Source organism: Methanothermobacter sp. KEPCO 2, assembly GCF_041228365.1.
Taxonomy (GTDB): Archaea; Methanobacteriota; Methanobacteria; order Methanobacteriales; family Methanothermobacteraceae; genus Methanothermobacter; species Methanothermobacter marburgensis.
The window spans coordinates 862,439-879,522 of record NZ_CP166185.1 but is presented as its reverse complement, the minus strand read 5'-3'; the positions used below and the strand labels follow the sequence as shown (position 1 = coordinate 879,522).

At 48.4% G+C, this 17,084-nt stretch carries 22 protein-coding genes; 12 read left to right on the top strand and 10 right to left on the bottom strand.

Annotation, left to right across the window (positions count from 1 at the left end; genetic code table 11):
* Positions 1-18: 18 nt before the first annotated feature.
* Positions 19-1,044, bottom strand: coding sequence for a CBS domain-containing protein (locus AB9H23_RS04630; protein ID WP_321210876.1), 1,026 nt, complete (start codon positions 1,042-1,044; stop codon positions 19-21).
* 72 nt (positions 1,045-1,116) lie between these two features.
* On the opposite strand from AB9H23_RS04630, the gene AB9H23_RS04625 reads away from it, so the two are divergent.
* The 3 genes from AB9H23_RS04625 (at position 1,117) to AB9H23_RS04615 (ending at position 2,290) form a co-directional block, all read left to right on the top strand.
* Positions 1,117-1,383, top strand: a complete 267-nt coding sequence (locus AB9H23_RS04625; RefSeq protein WP_321210875.1) for a PRC-barrel domain-containing protein — start codon at positions 1,117-1,119, stop codon at positions 1,381-1,383.
* An 11-nt stretch (positions 1,384-1,394) separates the two neighbouring features.
* The gene (locus AB9H23_RS04620; RefSeq protein WP_321210874.1) at positions 1,395-1,694 is read left to right on the top strand and encodes a DUF2098 domain-containing protein; all 300 of its coding nucleotides are present in this window, start codon (positions 1,395-1,397) and stop codon (positions 1,692-1,694) included.
* A 113-nt stretch (positions 1,695-1,807) separates the two neighbouring features.
* Entirely contained in the window at positions 1,808-2,290 is a 483-nt protein-coding gene (locus AB9H23_RS04615; RefSeq protein ID WP_321210873.1) for a DUF308 domain-containing protein, read from the top strand.
* On the opposite strand, the gene AB9H23_RS04610 is transcribed toward AB9H23_RS04615, so the two are convergent.
* From AB9H23_RS04610 to sppA, 7 genes are all read right to left on the bottom strand, one after another.
* Complete coding sequence (locus AB9H23_RS04610) at positions 2,281-2,817, bottom strand: DUF2115 domain-containing protein (RefSeq protein ID WP_370004348.1); 537 nt, start codon at positions 2,815-2,817, stop codon at positions 2,281-2,283. The genes AB9H23_RS04615 and AB9H23_RS04610 overlap by 10 nt on opposite strands.
* Positions 2,818-2,872: 55 nt before the next feature.
* The gene (locus tag AB9H23_RS04605; protein WP_370004347.1) at positions 2,873-3,328 is read right to left on the bottom strand and encodes a DUF2115 domain-containing protein; all 456 of its coding nucleotides are present in this window, start codon (positions 3,326-3,328) and stop codon (positions 2,873-2,875) included.
* Complete coding sequence (locus AB9H23_RS04600; RefSeq protein WP_370004346.1) at positions 3,303-5,384, bottom strand: DEAD/DEAH box helicase; 2,082 nt, start codon at positions 5,382-5,384, stop codon at positions 3,303-3,305. Before AB9H23_RS04600 ends, AB9H23_RS04605 begins: the two co-directional genes overlap by 26 nt.
* 46 nt (positions 5,385-5,430) lie before the next feature.
* Positions 5,431-5,916 (bottom strand): cyclic pyranopterin monophosphate synthase MoaC, encoded by a 486-nt coding sequence (moaC, locus tag AB9H23_RS04595; protein WP_370004345.1) that lies wholly within the window; start codon positions 5,914-5,916, stop codon positions 5,431-5,433.
* 58 nt (positions 5,917-5,974) lie between these two features.
* Positions 5,975-7,078, bottom strand: a complete 1,104-nt coding sequence (cbiD, locus tag AB9H23_RS04590) for a cobalt-precorrin-5B (C(1))-methyltransferase CbiD (protein WP_370004344.1) — start codon at positions 7,076-7,078, stop codon at positions 5,975-5,977.
* Positions 7,079-7,116: 38 nt separating this feature from the next.
* On the bottom strand, positions 7,117-7,374 hold the full coding sequence (locus AB9H23_RS04585; protein WP_013296015.1) for an MJ0307 family thioredoxin: 258 nt from the start codon (positions 7,372-7,374) through the stop codon (positions 7,117-7,119).
* 140 nt (positions 7,375-7,514) lie between these two features.
* Positions 7,515-8,378 carry a signal peptide peptidase SppA gene (sppA, locus tag AB9H23_RS04580; RefSeq protein WP_370004343.1) on the bottom strand — a complete coding sequence of 288 codons (864 nt, stop codon included), beginning with the start codon at positions 8,376-8,378 and terminating at the stop codon, positions 7,515-7,517.
* A 123-nt stretch (positions 8,379-8,501) separates the two neighbouring features.
* On the opposite strand from sppA, the gene AB9H23_RS04575 reads away from it, so the two are divergent.
* The 9 genes from AB9H23_RS04575 (at position 8,502) to AB9H23_RS04535 (ending at position 15,231) form a co-directional block, all read left to right on the top strand.
* Positions 8,502-9,362, top strand: a complete 861-nt coding sequence (locus tag AB9H23_RS04575) for a shikimate kinase (protein WP_370004342.1) — start codon at positions 8,502-8,504, stop codon at positions 9,360-9,362.
* A 41-nt stretch (positions 9,363-9,403) separates the two neighbouring features.
* The gene (locus AB9H23_RS04570; RefSeq protein ID WP_370004341.1) at positions 9,404-9,700 is read left to right on the top strand and encodes a chorismate mutase; all 297 of its coding nucleotides are present in this window, start codon (positions 9,404-9,406) and stop codon (positions 9,698-9,700) included.
* Position 9,701: 1 nt separating this feature from the next.
* On the top strand, positions 9,702-9,890 hold the full coding sequence (locus tag AB9H23_RS04565) for a 30S ribosomal protein S17e (RefSeq protein WP_013296011.1): 189 nt from the start codon (positions 9,702-9,704) through the stop codon (positions 9,888-9,890).
* A gap of 46 nt (positions 9,891-9,936) precedes the next feature.
* Positions 9,937-11,157 (top strand): aspartate kinase, encoded by a 1,221-nt coding sequence (locus AB9H23_RS04560; RefSeq protein WP_013296010.1) that lies wholly within the window; start codon positions 9,937-9,939, stop codon positions 11,155-11,157.
* Complete coding sequence (gene dapA / locus AB9H23_RS04555; RefSeq protein WP_013296009.1) at positions 11,154-12,044, top strand: 4-hydroxy-tetrahydrodipicolinate synthase; 891 nt, start codon at positions 11,154-11,156, stop codon at positions 12,042-12,044. The genes AB9H23_RS04560 and dapA overlap by 4 nt, the downstream gene beginning before the upstream one ends.
* 17 nt (positions 12,045-12,061) lie before the next feature.
* Positions 12,062-12,883 carry a 4-hydroxy-tetrahydrodipicolinate reductase gene (gene dapB / locus AB9H23_RS04550; protein ID WP_321210866.1) on the top strand — a complete coding sequence of 274 codons (822 nt, stop codon included), beginning with the start codon at positions 12,062-12,064 and terminating at the stop codon, positions 12,881-12,883.
* A 12-nt stretch (positions 12,884-12,895) separates the two neighbouring features.
* Complete coding sequence (gene asd / locus AB9H23_RS04545; RefSeq protein WP_321210865.1) at positions 12,896-13,939, top strand: aspartate-semialdehyde dehydrogenase; 1,044 nt, start codon at positions 12,896-12,898, stop codon at positions 13,937-13,939.
* A gap of 147 nt (positions 13,940-14,086) precedes the next feature.
* Positions 14,087-14,557 (top strand): phosphatase PAP2 family protein, encoded by a 471-nt coding sequence (locus AB9H23_RS04540; protein ID WP_321210864.1) that lies wholly within the window; start codon positions 14,087-14,089, stop codon positions 14,555-14,557.
* A 152-nt stretch (positions 14,558-14,709) separates the two neighbouring features.
* The gene (locus AB9H23_RS04535) at positions 14,710-15,231 is read left to right on the top strand and encodes a hypothetical protein (RefSeq protein ID WP_321210863.1); all 522 of its coding nucleotides are present in this window, start codon (positions 14,710-14,712) and stop codon (positions 15,229-15,231) included.
* Positions 15,232-15,270: 39 nt separating this feature from the next.
* On the opposite strand, the gene AB9H23_RS04530 is transcribed toward AB9H23_RS04535, so the two are convergent.
* Together AB9H23_RS04530 and AB9H23_RS04525 are read right to left on the bottom strand one after the other, a co-directional pair.
* Complete coding sequence (locus tag AB9H23_RS04530; protein WP_370004340.1) at positions 15,271-15,843, bottom strand: cyclase family protein; 573 nt, start codon at positions 15,841-15,843, stop codon at positions 15,271-15,273.
* Between the two features lie 33 nt (positions 15,844-15,876).
* Entirely contained in the window at positions 15,877-17,046 is a 1,170-nt protein-coding gene (locus AB9H23_RS04525; protein ID WP_370005943.1) for a transglutaminase domain-containing protein, read from the bottom strand.
* Positions 17,047-17,084 lie beyond the last annotated feature (38 nt).

The following is a 17,084-nucleotide window of genomic DNA, read 5'->3' as shown; positions in this document are numbered from 1 at the left end:
GTCCTTAATATGCATTTTTCATTCAATTCCCTTTCTCATAAGATTCAGCGTCCTTATTATATCTGTCCTTGAAATTATACCCTTCAGTTTACCGTCACCCATCACAGGGAGCCTTCCAAGCTGGTGGCGGTTCATTTTTTCAAGGACGGAGGTGAGTTCCTCGTCCTCTGTGGCAGTCACAACCTCCGTGGTCATCACATCTCCCACCATCACATCTCTGGCAGCCTCTGATATGTCATGGAATGTCACTATTCCTGCAAGTTCATTCCCGGTGGTTACAGGGTAACCCATGTGCTTCTTTCTGAACATGACATCAAGGGCCTCCCCCACCGTCATATCGGGTCTGAGTGTTACAGGATCCGGGGTCATCACGTCCCCCACCGTCACGCCCTCAAGAAGCGAGGATATTAGGGTTGACTGGTACTCCTGCTCCGCACCTATGTAGATAAAGAGTCCTATCAGTATCAGGAAGAGGTTATAGAAGAGGCCGGTGACAGCCATCATTGCGGCGATGGTCTTACCAAGGTTCGCCGCTATTCTGGTTGCCCTCAGGTAACTCACACGTTCAGCGAGTATGGCCCTCAGTATCCTCCCACCATCCATTGGAAAGGCGGGTATAAGATTGAAGAGTGCCAGGACCAGATTCACGACCAGAAAATCTCCAAGGAATGGCCTGATGGGTCCAGTGAGGTTCAGGAGGAGGGGTACCGCTGTTAACATGGCCATTATGATGTTGGTGAGGGGCCCGGCGATGGATATGAGGAACTCCTGCCTTGGCACCTTTGGTATCTCCTCCATCCTTGAAACCCCACCTATGGGAAGGAGAAGTATGCTCCTTATCTTCACACCGAACCTGAGGGCGACATAGGAGTGGGCCAGTTCATGTATCACCACCACCACGAAGACGAGGGTTATGAGCACAGCAAGGTTGAGTGATAGGAAACCCAGGTAGGTGAGGAGGTATATGAATACCATCAGAATGAGGAATGAGATGTCGAGTTCAACGGGTATTCCAAGAACCCGGAATATCTTCACGGCAGCCATGCTATTATATTGGAGTGCTATGAATAAATCATTTTTTATACCATGAGGTACATAGATTTTAGTGGTGTTAAAATGAAGGTAACGGAGTTCCTGGGTCGTAAGGTGCTGGATAAGAATGCGATGGAGATAGGGAAGGTCTCTGACCTTGAACTGGACCCTGAAAAGGGTGTTGTGAATTCCATTACAATATCCAAGGGGGAGCTGTCCCTTAAACAGAGGACATTCATTGTTGGCATGGACAACGTGAGCAGGGTTGGAGACTATGTGGTACTTAAAATAGCCGCTGATGAGGCGGAAGAGGCTCCTGAAGATGAGTCAAATGAAGTTTCCCCTGAATGATGGTGGATACAATGGAGGTTAAGGACTTAAACGGGAATGTACTGACGGTTGGTATGGCTGTCCGTTACACAGGTACCGGAACGACGGGTGAGATCTCAGCCATCAAGGTTGAAGATGGTGATGGTTGGGTCCGCCTTGAAGATTCTGATTTATGGTACAACGCGAATTACCTGGAGTTAATCGACAGATCCCAGCTTAAGAGGGGATCTGGAAAAGGAAGAAAAACTGATACCGTTGAAAAGCTTAAGAGGATGAAAGAGGACTTTGAAGACATTGATATGGGTTCAGAGGTCTGTGATGGAGGGGGATGAACCTCCACCAAATCCTTTTTTGGCGAATTTATATTGAAATTTATATCTGAATACAAACAGGTATATTAAATTCATATATGTTTAGAATAAAAAAATTTAAAGGGGGTGAAATTGTGGCTGAGACAAAACTTCCAGGTCTTTTAACACTGATTCTGGGTATTCTTGTGATAATCTTTCCGGTGTTTTCAATATTCACACTGAGTGTCCTCACAGGTGTTGCGGTTCTCTTTCTGGCGCTCTGGCTGTTCCTTCTTGGCGTGAACGCATGGAAGGTTAGCAAGGGGGCAGGTGTGCTTTATGTTGTGCTGGGAATACTTGGTGTGATACTTGCAGCTGCCCTTGCAGGTAACGTGACACTATTCAGTTTCCTTGCGGCATTCTGGATATACCTCACAGGTATAATCCTCATAATCGCAGGTGTTGCAAGTTTATTCTCCAGGGAACACAGAGCAGGAATGGTTGCAGGTCTATCAGTGGTGGTTCTGGGAGTCCTTTACATCATTCTGGGAGTATTCGTAAGAAACCCTGTTTTCCTTGCCTGGCTGATTGGTCTTTCACTGGTCATTGATGGCATCGGTCTTCTTCTCTATGAATGACCGCCTGGAACATCAGGGTCCTGCCTGCTCACACAGAAACGGCAGAGGGCGGTGGGGGTGCTGATCTGCCTGTCCTTCACAGGGCAGTAGAAGACATCACCCACCCTTCTAACCCTCAAGCCTCCGGGGAAGCGGGTTCCAACGGGGTGGACTGGCTCCTCCCTCACAAAGGTTACGTAGATGGTTATTATACGGGCGATCCTCTGGAAACACCTTTCAGGCCGTGACCTGGCACGCCTTAACTGTTCATCAAGGAACCCTATGAATTCAGCCAGTTTTTCAGTGTCAACCTCTCCAGGGTAGATGTTTTTATCATTCTTTATATCCCTTATCCTGTTGAAGAAGGCCCTGGTGAACCTTTCAATGAACTCCTTCTGCTCCCTTGGTGGCATGTATTTGGCATCCTCCCTCAGGTAAACCGATGCGTCCATCACATCCTTTATATGTACCGAAGAGGCCTCCTTTTTAACCATCTCAAGGAGCTCCATTTTTGTCAGTTTCTCTGGAATCTCATCCGCCTGGATCATTGGGGCCCTCCTTTAGGGTTTCACAGCTTCTCACCATCAGAAGTCATCTCCTGAGTCATGGGGTCTGCTCTGCAATGCAGATATCACACAGCGCTGATGGATTATCCTTCTGCTTATCCTTCACAGGGCAGTAGTATGTCCCATGTTCCTCTGTAACTGAGTAACCACCGGGAAAAGGAGTCCCCACAGGGTGGAGGGGTTCTGAAAGGATAAAATTCCTGTAAATAACGGTTAAAACCACAATAAGGGGGCTGGAGGTATCATATAGTCTTTTCAGTGTCCTCAGAAGGCTTTTTCTATCTGCAGTGATATCCCCCACACCACCCTTAAGAGCAAGAACAGCTTCAACAGCAATTCCAGTATAGGTTTTTATATAGGCCTCCCTGTACCCTCTGGGAACGTGGGCACATTCCCTCTCAATGAATTCACGGATCCTCATGATGTCAAATATGCTGATGGACGCTGCACACTCCCTTAAAATGGTTTTAAGACTGGCAGGATCTCTCAGCATATCCTCTAATGGCATCGGCGAGTTTTTCCCCGATACCATCGATACGTTTGAGTTCATCCTTCCGCACATGTCTGAGGTCCTCCCCAAAGGTTTCAACAATCTTACGGGCCCTGACACGTCCAAGGCCCCTTACACCAACCACCAGTGGAATGATGTCATCCCTGACTCCATAGTAGAGTCTTGCAGCCAGAACATCAAGTTTCCCTGCGTAACCATACACACCCTGGATTTCACAGATCCTCTTGAAGAACTTAACGAGCCTTGATGCCTCGTATGCGGTCCTTCTTGTTGATGCAGCATAGACATTGAAGGCGTTCTCAATCTCATACTCCGTCCTCTCATTTATCCACTCAATGAGGGCTGCTGCTGTTGCCTCGCTGTTACCTGCATCCATGACAAATATTCCATGTTCCATGAGCCTCTCACGTACCGGGTCACGGCTCTTCCGCCCCTTGAACGGTATGAGTGGAATGTCGGGGGTCCCTGCCAGCTCGTAGATGAGGCGGTAGATGTCGAGTTCATCCATCTCAGATGCGAACTGGTGGAGTTTTATGGCTGTTTCAACAGAGTAACTGGATTTTGCAATCAAAAGCCCGAATTCTGTCGCTGATAAGCCACTGGGACCAGGATATATGATCCTGTTCTTCATTAAAAACTCTGTGGCGGTTTCTATTTCATACTGAATACTGTCCAGGCCGAATGCATTGCTGAATGGACCCTCACTCATCTGATAGCCGTAGAAGCTTTCCCTGAAGAATTCAAGAAGATCTTCAGTTGTGGATGCAAGTCCTGAGGCGACCTGTGCGATTATCTGCCTGTAGAGGGCATCCCGGTTCTCCATGAGCCTCGAGTTGGTCCTCTCCACCTCACCATTCACATAGTACTCCTCGAGTTCCATGGCCTCGTCATGGCTCTTTGCTATGAGGTAGGAGTAGCCGATATCATCATAGAGTGGTCTCCCGGCCCTCCCTGACATCTGCTCATAATCAAATACAGGGATCCTCTGGGGGCCCTGCCCTGTCCACCTAGTGTAGTCCCTTATCACAACGGTCCTTGAGGGGAGGTTCACCCCGTACATGAGGCTGGGGGTTGCTGTGATCATGAGGATGTTTCCCCTCCTGAATTCGTCCTCTATTATTTCTCTCTGCCTGTTGAAGAGGCCCGCATGGTGGAATGCAACACCAGCCCTGATGCAGTCTGCAAGTTTCAGGCAGGTGGATGTTGGGGGTGAGCCGCTGGACCTCGGCACATCAAGTATCCTCTCTGCCACCTCATCGAATCTCTCCAGCAGGTCCCCCGGGATCTTCTTTTTGATCCTATCTGCAAGGTAGGATGCAAGGGATTCTGTGAACCTCCTTGTGGATACGAATGCCAGGGTCTGGCTGTCCTCACTGATGGACCTTTCAAGGATCTTCAGGACAACCTGATTCTTGTCCCGGGCCCCGAACATCTCGGTGTCAAGCACCTCCCGGTGGAGGGGTACCGGCCTGTAGTCGTGTTCAACGATTCTGGCACCTAGCCACTCCCCTATTTCATCCATATTTGAGAGGGTTGCTGAGAGGGCCACAATGCGCATCGTTGGATTCAGTTTTCTGGCCCTTGTGATGGCGGATTCTATTACAGGGCCCCTGCTGTACTCCCCGATCATATGGAACTCGTCCACTATGAGAAGGTCAATCTCCCTCAGGGTGTTCCATGAGAATCGGGTGAGGCTATCAAAGGATTCGAAGACCATCACCGCCAGGTCAGAGGTTCGGGGATCCTTACCCACACTTATACCGTGCTTTTCAAGCTCCCTGAACTCCTTTACCTTTTCGTTCTGTATTGATATGAGTGGTACGGTGTAGATAACCCGCCCACCGTCCATTATGGCTTGAATGGCAGCCAGAACTCCCAGGAGGGTCTTTCCACTGGCCGTTGGTATGGCTATGATGAAATTTTCATCTGATTCCAGGTAACCGGCCTCAACAGCACTCATCTGGGCTGGGTTCAGGGATTTTATATATGGGTAGCAGTCGGTGATGATCTTTCTTATTTCGGGCATCAGAAATTTCATTCAACCACTTCTTCCAGTTCTACCTTCTCCTCAGGGTTCAGAAATTTCATTCAACCACTTCTTCCAGTTCTACCTTCTCCTTTTTAAGGACCCTGATATTACTGATTTTGGTTTCAGGGTACTGGCCATGCTCGTCCTTCTCTACACTTTTGACCATGTCCCAGATTGTAAGGAGGGCCACAGAAACCCCTGTGAGGGCCTCCATTTCAACACCTGTTTTTCCATCGCACCTTACAGTTACCCTGGCGGTGATCCCGTCAGCCGTAACATCGAATTCAACGTCAACCCCTGTTACAGGGAGCTGGTGACAGAGGGGTATGAGGTCCCAGGTCCGTTTAACCGCAGCTATGGCTGCTATCTGGGCCGTTGCAAGAACGTTCCCCTTCTCAATCCTTTTTTCATTGATCAATTTCAGGGTATCCTCAGTGAGGGATATGTGACCTTCAGCGGTCGCCGTCCTTCTGACAACCGCCTTCGAGCCCACATCAACCATACGTACAGATTTTCCATCTGTGTGGGTAAATCCTTTCATGCGAACCACTACCATCAGTTGATAAAAGTCTACATCTAATCACTATTATTGAAGGTATCTAACGATTATGATCGCCGTCCCTGAATCTGTGGGCAGGTGTGGTTTTAAAGCTGGAGTTGAGTATTCTACCATCCAGGCTGAAGATCAAAACGTCGGTTTCAAATGGGAACCTTTCAGAACACCTCTCCCTTATTGATTTGCTGATGCTGTTGAATACATCCTCCCTCAATCCCACCCTTTCGAGTTCACCGATCATCTCCTCAACGGTTGCAAGGTTGAAGATCCTTTCTGTAACCTCTGGCGCTGCACCGCTGAGGGCGGCATGTGCTGTCATTATCTCACGACGGGCATCTGCAATGGAGTTCTTTGTCTGGAATATCCCTGCAGAGAGCTTTATGAGTTTACCTGCATGGCCCATCAGTATGATCCTTTTCACACCCTTTTTGGCAGCCTCCCCCAGCATGTAACCCGGGAAGTTGGCCATCTGTATTATCCGCTCCTCCTCAATCCGGTTGAAGTACTCCCTAGCAAACCTTTCCCCTATGTTACCTGGGACGAATACGAGTTCCCTGAACCCACGGGCGACTGCAATGTCAATCTGACATGCAAGGGATCTCCTGTAGGCTGAGGAGGACATGGGTCTTGCAATGCCACTTGTCCCCAGGATGGAGATACCCCCCTCAATCCCGAGGCGGGGGTTCATGGTTTTTGATGCGATTTTCTCCCCCTCGGGAACCGAAACCGTGACAACCGCACCCTCCCCCTCTTTCAGGTATTTCTGGAGATTATCCTCTATCATCCTCCTGGGGACGGGGTTTATTGCAGCCTCACCAGGGGGGACCTGGAGACCCGGTTTTGTCACGGTACCGACACCCTCACCTCCCCTGATCACGACTCCAGATGTTCCTGTGATCTGAACCTCTGCCATGATGCTGAGGTTCACTGTGACATCAGGGTCTCCGTAGGGCCTCTTTATTACACTGGCCCTTGCCGTGTCCTGGGAGATCCTTTCAACAGAATCAACGTCCACATCGATTTTTCCTGAGGGGGTTTCAACATTTACTCTTTTAACCACACGACCCCTTAAACATAGAAGTGATGCGAGGGCCGCTGCAGTGGCAGCTGTCCCCGTGGTGATCCCGAATACCCTCTCATCCTTCATCAGAAAAATCCTTTAAAATTTAATGAAGAAAAATTAATCTATTCTATTTCGTCGCTTATGGCTTCGAAGAGTTCCTCCCTGCCAGGGGCCCCAACAAACCTCACAACGCCGTTTATCGCTATTGCAGGGACTGCCATGAGACCATAGTCGATTGCCTTCTCCCGGTCAACCATTATGTCAATTTTTTCAACATCTATTTTGTCCCCGAATTCCTTCTTGGCCTCATCAACAACCTCAATCGCCATTGGACAGTAGGGACAGGTTGGGGATGTGAAAACCTCTATCTTAACAACCATTTCCTAACCTCCGTGAGAATGATATATAATTCTTCAATCCTTTTAGGATAAATACTTATCCTTTTATTCTTTTCTTAGATCTTTTGCTGTTTTGTTGTATTGCTGAACTTAAGGTTCCATGGATACTGTCCTTTTATTTTTTAGATCTTGAGGTGTTCTGTTGTATTTCCTGAACCTGCAGATCCAAGCTTTGAGAACATGCTTGAGAGGATCTTCACGAATCCACCTGGCGGCTCAAGGGTTACGGTGTCATAGTTCTTTAAACCTGCAAGTTTAGCCGCCACATCAACAGCATAGTCCCTTCCACCGGTATAATCCACAAGCCGGTTCTTCAGGGCCTGTCTTCCGGTGAATATCCTTCCCTCTGCAAGGCCACGTACATATGATACGCTGAGGTTTCTGTTGGCAGCAACGGTCCTTATGAAGTAGTCATACTCCTCATTCACCATTGACTGGAGCATCTGCCTCTCCTCATCGGTTATCATACGGTAATCCGCACCCATATCCTTGTACTCCCCGGCCTTTATTGCATACTTGTTTATACCCATCTGTCTGTACATCTCAGAGAGATCTGTGAGGTCAAGTATGACACCTATGCTCCCGACCCATGCAGATGGACTTGCAACTATCCTGTCAGATGCCGAGGCTGCAAGGTATGCCCCTGAGGTTCCGGAATCGCTTATCCAGCTTACAACAGGTTTTTCAGATTTTTTTATGGCTTCCATCAGTTCCTCACTCGCAACTGGAGTCCCTCCTGGACTGTTTATATCCAGGACTATGGCCTTAACTGACGGATCACTATTGGCCTCCTCGATAAGATTCTTTATGTCATCAGGGCTTACAGCATCAGAAAACCCCGCTGAATCATAGGCTATGGCCCCGTGAACCGGTATGATTGCCACAGTACCCTCAGGTCCTCCAATGAGCCCTGAAATTGACATGACCAGCCCTGCAATTGATAGAACCACAATTAAACCAGCAACTATCTTACCGTTTCTGTCCATGATATCAGACCTTCAGAGTTACCTCCCATCCTAAACTTTCCTGTTTTTGTATTAATTAGACTGCAACCCCTTATATAAATAGTTTTATATAATCTAGGTATATGAACTGTTTGGAGTGATAGGTTGAGAAAAGCAGTAAGAGCACCTGGATCAGCCACGGTTATAAATGCCATTGCAACAGGGAGGGGCTCGGCATTCGGGATAGGCCTCAGTGTCAGGGCAGAGGCAGAACTCATAGATTCCGGTATAGAGTGCATCTCCCTTGAGGGTGCGGACACAGCACTCATAGAGCTATGCACAGAGATGGTCCTCGAGCATTACGGCGCCGATACTGGCGTGAGGGTGGTCACAGCCTCTGATTTACCCGTTGCGAGCGGTCTTTCAAGCAGCAGCGCGGCATCCAATGCCACCGTGATGGCGGTTTCTGAACTCATATCAGAGGAATTTCAGCTGGAACCCATGGATGGACGTGAGATGCTTAACATGGCAGTGGACGCATCACTCAGGGCAGGGGTGACGGTTACGGGGGCCTATGATGATGCAAGCGCATCATTCTATGGGGGCCTCACCGTGACAGATAACATGGCAAGGCGTATAATCTGCAGGAGGGAAATGGAAAATCAAAAGGTATTAATATACATGCCGGACAGAAAATCACTGACTGCACAATCAGATGTCCCGAGGATGAAACTGCTGGCCCCCTGGGTTGACATGGCCTTCAGGGAGGTCCTTGAGGGCAGGGTGCACAGTGCACTGACACTCAACGGGATACTCTATTGTGCATCCCTGGGATTCGATCCGGGAATAGCCCTCGATGCCCTTGAGGCAGGTGCCCTCTCAGCGGGTCTTTCAGGCACAGGACCAGCATTTGTGGCGCTGGCTGATGAGGATTCTGCAGGGAAGGTCATTGATTCATGGGAGAACCTTGAGGGCAATGTTACTGTAACATCAGTGGATAACCAGGGTACACATGTGCTTGACTGATCCCGGTGACCCTTAAAGCTTTGAAGCTCGGGGAATGTTTTATGGACGAATCCAAAGCACTGGAAACCCTTAAAAGGTCCAGAAGGGAAATAGATAGAATAGACAGGGAGATCCTTGACCTCATATCCTCACGGACATCCCTTGCACGTGAGATAGCTGAGGCCAAAGTTGCCCTGGGAATGGAAATATTCGACCCTGAGAGGGAGCTTGAGATCATAGAGAGGACCCGGAGAATCGCCAGGGCCTATGGTATCAATGAGGATAAGCTCATACAGCTGATGAAGATTCTGATGGATCTAAGCAAAACTGAACAGAAAGAACTGTTAAGGAGGCAATGAAATGGGAAACATAAGAACTTCCTTTGTAAAAAGAATCGCGAAAGAACTGATAGAAACTCACCCAGGTAAATTCACATCTGATTTTGATAAAAACAAGAAACTTGTGGAGGAGTTCTCAACAGTCAGCACAAAACACCTCAGGAACAAGATAGCAGGTTACATCACAAGGATAATCAGCCAGCAGAAATAATTTTGATTTTTTTCCATTTTCAACATTTAAAAGGTTGTGAAGGTTAATGGAGTTAATAGTTGCTAAATTTGGCGGTACATCTATAGGAAATGGTAGACGAATTAAAAAAGCGGCCCGTTCTGTCGTGAAGGAGTACATGAAGGGCAAGAAGGTCGTTGTTGTTGTATCTGCCATCAATAAGACAACCGATGAACTCCTTCAGATAGTTGATGAGGCAATGGAAGATGCTGTTACAGAAAAGCAGCTGGCTGAAATAGTATCCATGGGTGAAATGACCAGTGTAAGGATATTCTCCTCTGCAATAGAGGCACTTGGAGTTAAATCTGAATACATAGACCCATTCATGGATGAATGGCCAATAATAACCGACAGCAACCTTTTAAATGCTAAGGTGGACTTTGAGGCAACCGAGAAGAAGTCAAAGGAACTCCTCAAACTCCTCGACCAGGGAATAATACCGGTGGTGTGCGGGTTCCTTGGGAGGGACCCCAATGGTTACATAACAACCCTGGGAAGGGGTGGAAGTGACATCACAGCCTTCCTCCTGGGACACTGCCTGAAGGCGGATGAGGTTATAATCGTAACCGATGTTGGGGGCGTAATGTCAACGGATCCAAATAAACTGCAGGGCGCAAAGAAGCTTGATAAGATCTCTGTTGAGGAGATGAGGGATCTTGCAACCCATGGGGCGCAGGTACTACATCCACATGCCCTGAAATACAAGGACCCGGATATCAATGCAAAGATCATAGGTTTTGAGCACGGGGATCTCTCAGCCCCGGGCACTGAAATCATAGGCCCGTCAAAGAATAAGATGGTCAAGACAACAACCCTCAACCCTGAACCAATATCTGTGGTTGCGGTTGTGGGGGAGAAGATACTCAACAAGCCCGGTATACTGGCAAAGTTAACCTCAAAGCTTGCAGAGAACTCCATCAACATCATAGGAATTTCAACAGGCCAGAACTCCGTTACAATATTCGTTGATAAGAAGGACGCCGATGAGGCGCACAGGCTCCTCCATGATGTGGTCATTGCAGATGATAACCTCAGTTCACTCTCCCTGGGAAGGGATATTGCCATGATAACCATATCCAGCCCTGACTTCATAGACACTCCGGGCATAATATCCGAGATCACCAAGCCCCTCAGGGATAATGACCTTAACATAGTTGAAATTTCATCCTCACAGACATCTGTGGTTATATTTGTTGACTGGAATGATGGTAAAAAGGCGTATGAACTTGTAAGGGGTGTTCTTGAATGAAGATTGAAGGCACAGTAGTGGCCATGGTGACTCCATTCACAGATGATGACCGGGTGGATGAGGCCGGGCTGCGGGAAAACATAAACTACCTGATTGAGAATGGGGTTGATGGTTTGCTGGTTGCTGGCACAACAGGTGAATCAGCAACCATAACCCATGAGGAACAGAGGAGAATGATTGACATACTTGTGGATGAGGTTAACGGGCGTGTTAAGACCATTGCTGGGGCAGGGAGCAACTCCTCAAGGGAGGCCCTTGGCCTTGTAAGGTATGCAGGGGACGCAGGTGCAGACGCGGCCCTTGTAATAACACCCTACTACAACAAGCCCCAGCCCCATGGGCTCATTGAACACTACCGGATGCTGGAGCAGGCATCGGAAATACCCCTTATAATCTACAATGTGCCCTCAAGGACCGGTACGGATATCGACGTTGACACGGTATCTGAACTTGCAGGGCTCGACGGTATAATCGGTATAAAGGAGGCGAGCCCCGACCTGGATAAGATCTCCATGCTGAAATCACGGCTGATGGACCAGGGCACCGATGATTTTATCATACTCTCAGGTAACGATAACCTCACACTCCCAATGATCTCAATGGGTGCAGAGGGTGTCATATCTGTTGTGGCGAACGTCGATCCAGCCCGTATGAGCCGACTCGTCAACGAGGCCCTCTCAGGGGACTTTGAGTCTGCAATGAAAACCCACTATGAACTTTACAGCCTCATGAAGGTCCTTTTCATCGAGAGCAACCCTGTACCTGTCAAGGAGGCCCTCAACATGATGGGAAGGCCCGCAGGTCATGTCAGGATGCCGCTAGCACCCCTAAAGGACAGCAGCCGTGAGAAACTGAGGCTGGTACTTGAGGAACTGGCACTCATCTGAACCCCTGAGGTGTTATGATGATCAAAGTTGCGGTTACCGGCGCCTGCGGGCGCATGGGGTCTGGAATAATAAGGAGGGTGCTTGAAGAGGATGACATGCAGCTTGTGGCTGCCATAGAGGCCCCGGGAACACCCCTTAAGGGAAGGGATATAGGTGAATTCACAGCCACAGGCGAAGTGGGTGTTAAGGTAAGCGACGCATCTGACCTTGCCGAAACACTAAGAAAGACAGAACCCGACGTTCTCGTTGACTTCACAGTGGCGCCGGCAGCTGTTGAAACCATAAAGACAGCGACCGAAGCAGGGGTTAACCTTGTGGTTGGAACAACAGGATTTTCAGATGAACAGATGCAGACCATCAGGGAATCCATTGAGAGGACAGGTTTGAGGGCTGTTATCTCACCAAACATGGCAGTGGGTGTCAACGTCTTCTTCAAGGTACTCTCTGATCTGGCACCGATACTCTCTGATTATGACGTTGAGATCATAGAGGCCCACCACAGACACAAGAAGGACGCCCCTTCAGGTACCGCGGTGCGTGCACTTGAGGTTATCGCAGAGGCCACCTCCCGGAAACCCGATGAGGTAGCGGTTCACGGGAGGTCCGGCCTTACAGGTGAGAGGACCCGTGATGAGATAGGTGTCCATGCTGTGAGGGGCGGTGACATAGTGGGGGACCACATAGTCCTCTTTGCAGGTGATGGTGAACGCCTTGAAATAGTCCACCGGGCCCACAGCAGGGACGCATTTATAGGTGGAGTTATAAGGGCAGTGAGGTTCATTGAACACGCAGAACCCGGAAAGATAATGGATATGGGGGACGTGCTTGGAATAAAATGATAAGGTGGTATTATGGTTAAGGTTGGTGTTCTTGGAGCAACAGGGATGGTTGGGCAGCGGTTTATTGAGATGCTTGAGAATCATCCTGAATTTGAACTTACAACCCTCGCGGCATCTTCAAGGTCCGCGGGGAAACCCTACGGGGAGGTTGCAAACTGGTACCTTGACAGTGAGATGCCTGAGTCTGTAAGGGATATAGAGGTTGTTGAAACGGACCCTGCAAGTGTGGGGGACGTGGACATACTATTCTCTGCACTTCCCGCAGATGTGGCCCGGAAGGTTGAGCCAAAATTTGCTGAGAAGTACATCGTGGCTTCAAATGCCAGTGCAATGCGAATGGAACCCGATGTTCCCCTTGTGATCCCTGAGGTTAACCCGGAGTTCCTGGACCTCATAGAGGTTCAGCAGAGGAGGAGGGGATGGGATGGGTTCATCATAACCAACCCCAACTGCTCCACCATAGCACTTACCCTTACACTGAAGCCCATCTATGACAGCTACACCATAAAGAGGGTCTATGTCTCCACCATGCAGGCGGTTTCAGGTGCAGGGTACAGTGGGGTGCCATCCATGGCTATACTTGACAACATCATCCCGTATATCGGAGGCGAGGAGGAGAAGATTGAAACCGAGACCCTCCACCTCCTCGGTGAACTTGATGATGGTGTGGTTAAACCTGCAAGTTTCGGTGTGAGCGCATCATGCCACCGTGTACCTGTTGTTGATGGCCACACAGAAGCTGTCTTCGTGGAACTGGATGATGAATTTGTAATTGAGGACATAAAGGAGGCCATGGACGGATTCCAGGGGCTCCCACAGAAACTGGGGCTCTACTCAGCACCTGAAAAACCTGTTATGGTCCTGGATGAGGAGAACAGGCCTCAGCCAAGGATGGACAGGGACAGGGATGGTGGAATGTCTGTAACTGTTGGAAGGCTCAGGAAGGATGCGGCATTCAGTAACAGTCTTAGATATGTCCTTGTTGGCCACAACACTGTGAGAGGGGCCGCGGGGGCATCGATCCTGAATGCAGAACTTATAAATGAGATACTGTAAATGATGCATCCATTTTTTTTATTTCCTGGTGTCGATGCATCCATTCTCTATTTTGTGATGCATCCTTTTCTTTCATTTACGGGTATTGATACCTCCATTCTCTATTTTTTTAATTCAGCAATCAGTTCACCAATTATTGATTCATTGATGCAGATCATAACCCTTGGAGGAACCCAGATCTTCTGGGTGCTGCTGTGCCTCACACTCTACATTTTTGGGGGTGAGAATGAGAAGGAGGCCGCGTTCATTGCACTCACAGCCCTTTTAATGGGCTTCTTTCTCAGTGAATTCCTGAAGGCTGTTATTGCAAGGCCAAGGCCCTATGAGGTTCTCAGCTGGGTGAAGCACACCACAACAGTTGGCGGCTACTCCATGCCATCAGGGCACACAGTGGCAGCATTCAGCGGGTTCCTGGCACTCTACTTTAAATTTGGGAGACTATGGCTTTTCATGCTGCTTGCCTCCCTTGTTGGTGTTTCAAGGGTGTGCCTTGGTCTGCATTACCCCAGTGATGTCATTGCAGGGGCACTCCTTGGAGTTCTATGTGCCCTTGCGGCTTTGAAGGTGGAGGAGAGGGTTAAGTGTTTTGGCCTCTGCAATTTTGAAAGGCTTGAATGATGCTTATGGGGGACTTATTGTTTTGTTTTCGTTCCCATTTTAGGGAATATGTGGAGATTCTTTCGCTATATAACTCTATCTGGTATCCCGGGATGAATTCAGGAAGGTTTTTAAGGTTCCATGTGATATTTAATTAAGGGGAAAGGGGTACCATGAAGTTCATGAGGGATTCGGAAAAGGAACAGCTCAAGCTTCTTGTCAAGGCATGCATGCTTGAGATAAGCAAGCTCAAGATGGATCTCAGGAAGTGCAGGGAGAATTCAGAGAACTCAGGGAAGGTGAGGAAACTTGAGGAGACCCTCAAACTCAGGGAACAGAAGATAGCTGAACTTGAGGGTCTCATGGCTGAGAAGGATAAAATAATACAGGACCTCAATGCAATCATAGCCGAGAAGGAATCCCGCATATCTGACCTTAAAAGGTACAGGGAGTACTTCCATGCGCTTACCCAGAAACCTGAAAGGGATCTGACCTCCTTCCAGTCACAGATCTACCGTCTGCTACCTGATGAAAGATCCACAGCAGAGGAACTGCTCAGTTTTTTAAATGAAATAGGGTTCAGGGACATGAAACTTGAGAACATGGTTCAGATACTGAGGAACCTTGAAAGGAAGGGTTACTTCAGGTCAGTGAGAGATGATGGAAGGGTGCTCTGGGAGAAAATAGAAAGATGATGGATCTTTAACGGCAAATAGTATCATATTCAATGATGGTCAGTCTGTAACGGCAAATACCCTTACGGGCGAGGCCTCTGCCCTCACGTTCAGGGGAACAACGAATATTCTGAATCTTTCTGGAACCAGACCCGTGTTTTTCATGTTTTCAACTATCCAGATCCCGTTTTCAAGGAGAAGTCTGTGTACAGCTGTTTCTCCAGGCATGTCAACGCTTGGCCCGTCTGTGCACACCCCCTTCACTCCATGGTCAACCAGTTTCTCTGCAAGACCCATGGGAATGCCTCTGTAGTCTCTGAAGTATTCATCCAGACCCCACTTTGAGTCCCACCCGGTTCTCAGAATCGCAATGTCTCCATCAGGAATTTTAACTGTTTTGGGTGATATAAGGAAGCCCTGCCCTGTCAGTCTTTCAAGGCCTATCCTATCAACGGTCTCATCACCACAATGTACGTGTGCCGGTGCATCTATGTGGGTTCCAGCGTGCAATCCTGTCTCTATCTCTGAGTTAATGTAATCTCCATCTTCAACTGTCCTTATTCTGACAGAGGGATCACCTGGAAAGACTGGCATGGAATCCTCAATTCTGTGGCTCAGGTCAATGATTTTCATGGATCATGATATCTCATGGGGGGATATAAGGTTTCAGTGCAGGTCATATTCCAGAAGCACTTCCCTGACCTCTGACACACTGGTGTTCCAGTTATAAACGTGTCCGAGGTTGTTCATGGTGTGGGTGGTGTCTGCTGTCACCCAGCCACGACCCCTTATCCATACCTGGGCCCAAACATGGGAATACCAGTTTCCGCTTATGAACCTGCAGTATCCACGGACATAACGGGCCGGTATACCGCTGGTCCTTGCAAGGGCAACCATGAGGTGTGCCTGGTCCACACAGTTTCCTGTCCTGTACCTGAGTGTGCCTGAGGCACCGTAACGGGTCCTGTAATAGAATGAGTAGTCAATATTGTCCCTGACCCAGCTAAAGAGATTCAGTGCAGTGGAGTGGGTGGTGTTTCCTGAGAGTTCCCTGGCAAGGTAAACTATATTGGGATCATTTATGGTGCAGTGGGCTGTGGACCTGATGTAACGTCGGAGGGATGCTGGGACGTACCAGGGGCTGCTCCTGAGGTCCTCATAGTATCTGAGCTGACCATTCAGATAACTGTATTTTTTTTCAAGGGACCTCAGTTTACCCTGAAGCCTCATGATGGTTTTTTTGTTTCCAGAATATCTGATTCTCTTATTAATAAGGTTCATGAGGTTAATTGTTTTTCTGATCTGGGATTTCAGGTTCTTTATCCTTGTGTCAATGGCTTTGGAATTGATGCGGTATGCATTTAAAGGCAGTGGGGTGCTTATTTGCACGTACGCTGGGAGTTTACCATGGAGTTGTCTGCAGCGCCCGATCTTTGATAGGAGATAGACTGCATTGTAGAAGTCGATCCTACCCCCACTGAAGGAGATGGTTGCTGGACAGCATTGTGTCCTGGATGTGAAGTTACGGAATTTTGATGCTATCTCCAGGTACTGATTTTTTGTTAGTTTCACTGATATGCGCCTTATATCCAGTTGGGGCCCATTAATGGTCTGGTTTTCCACCACCTTTGAACCTGTAAGTACCTTGCTGAGGGCGTAGGCATAGGAGGGGGTGTCAAGTGTCCTGTTACCCACACTGACGTTTTCAGGGAGCCTCTTATTTTTTTCCATAAAACTGGAAACTCTGGCACTTGCCGCGAGAACATCAGAGCTATTCAGGGGATCCTCAACTTCTTCAATGGCATAAGAGCCTTCAGTTAATAAAATTAAAATCATGAATGCCAAAAGGCAGACAGGGACTACTGATTTAAACA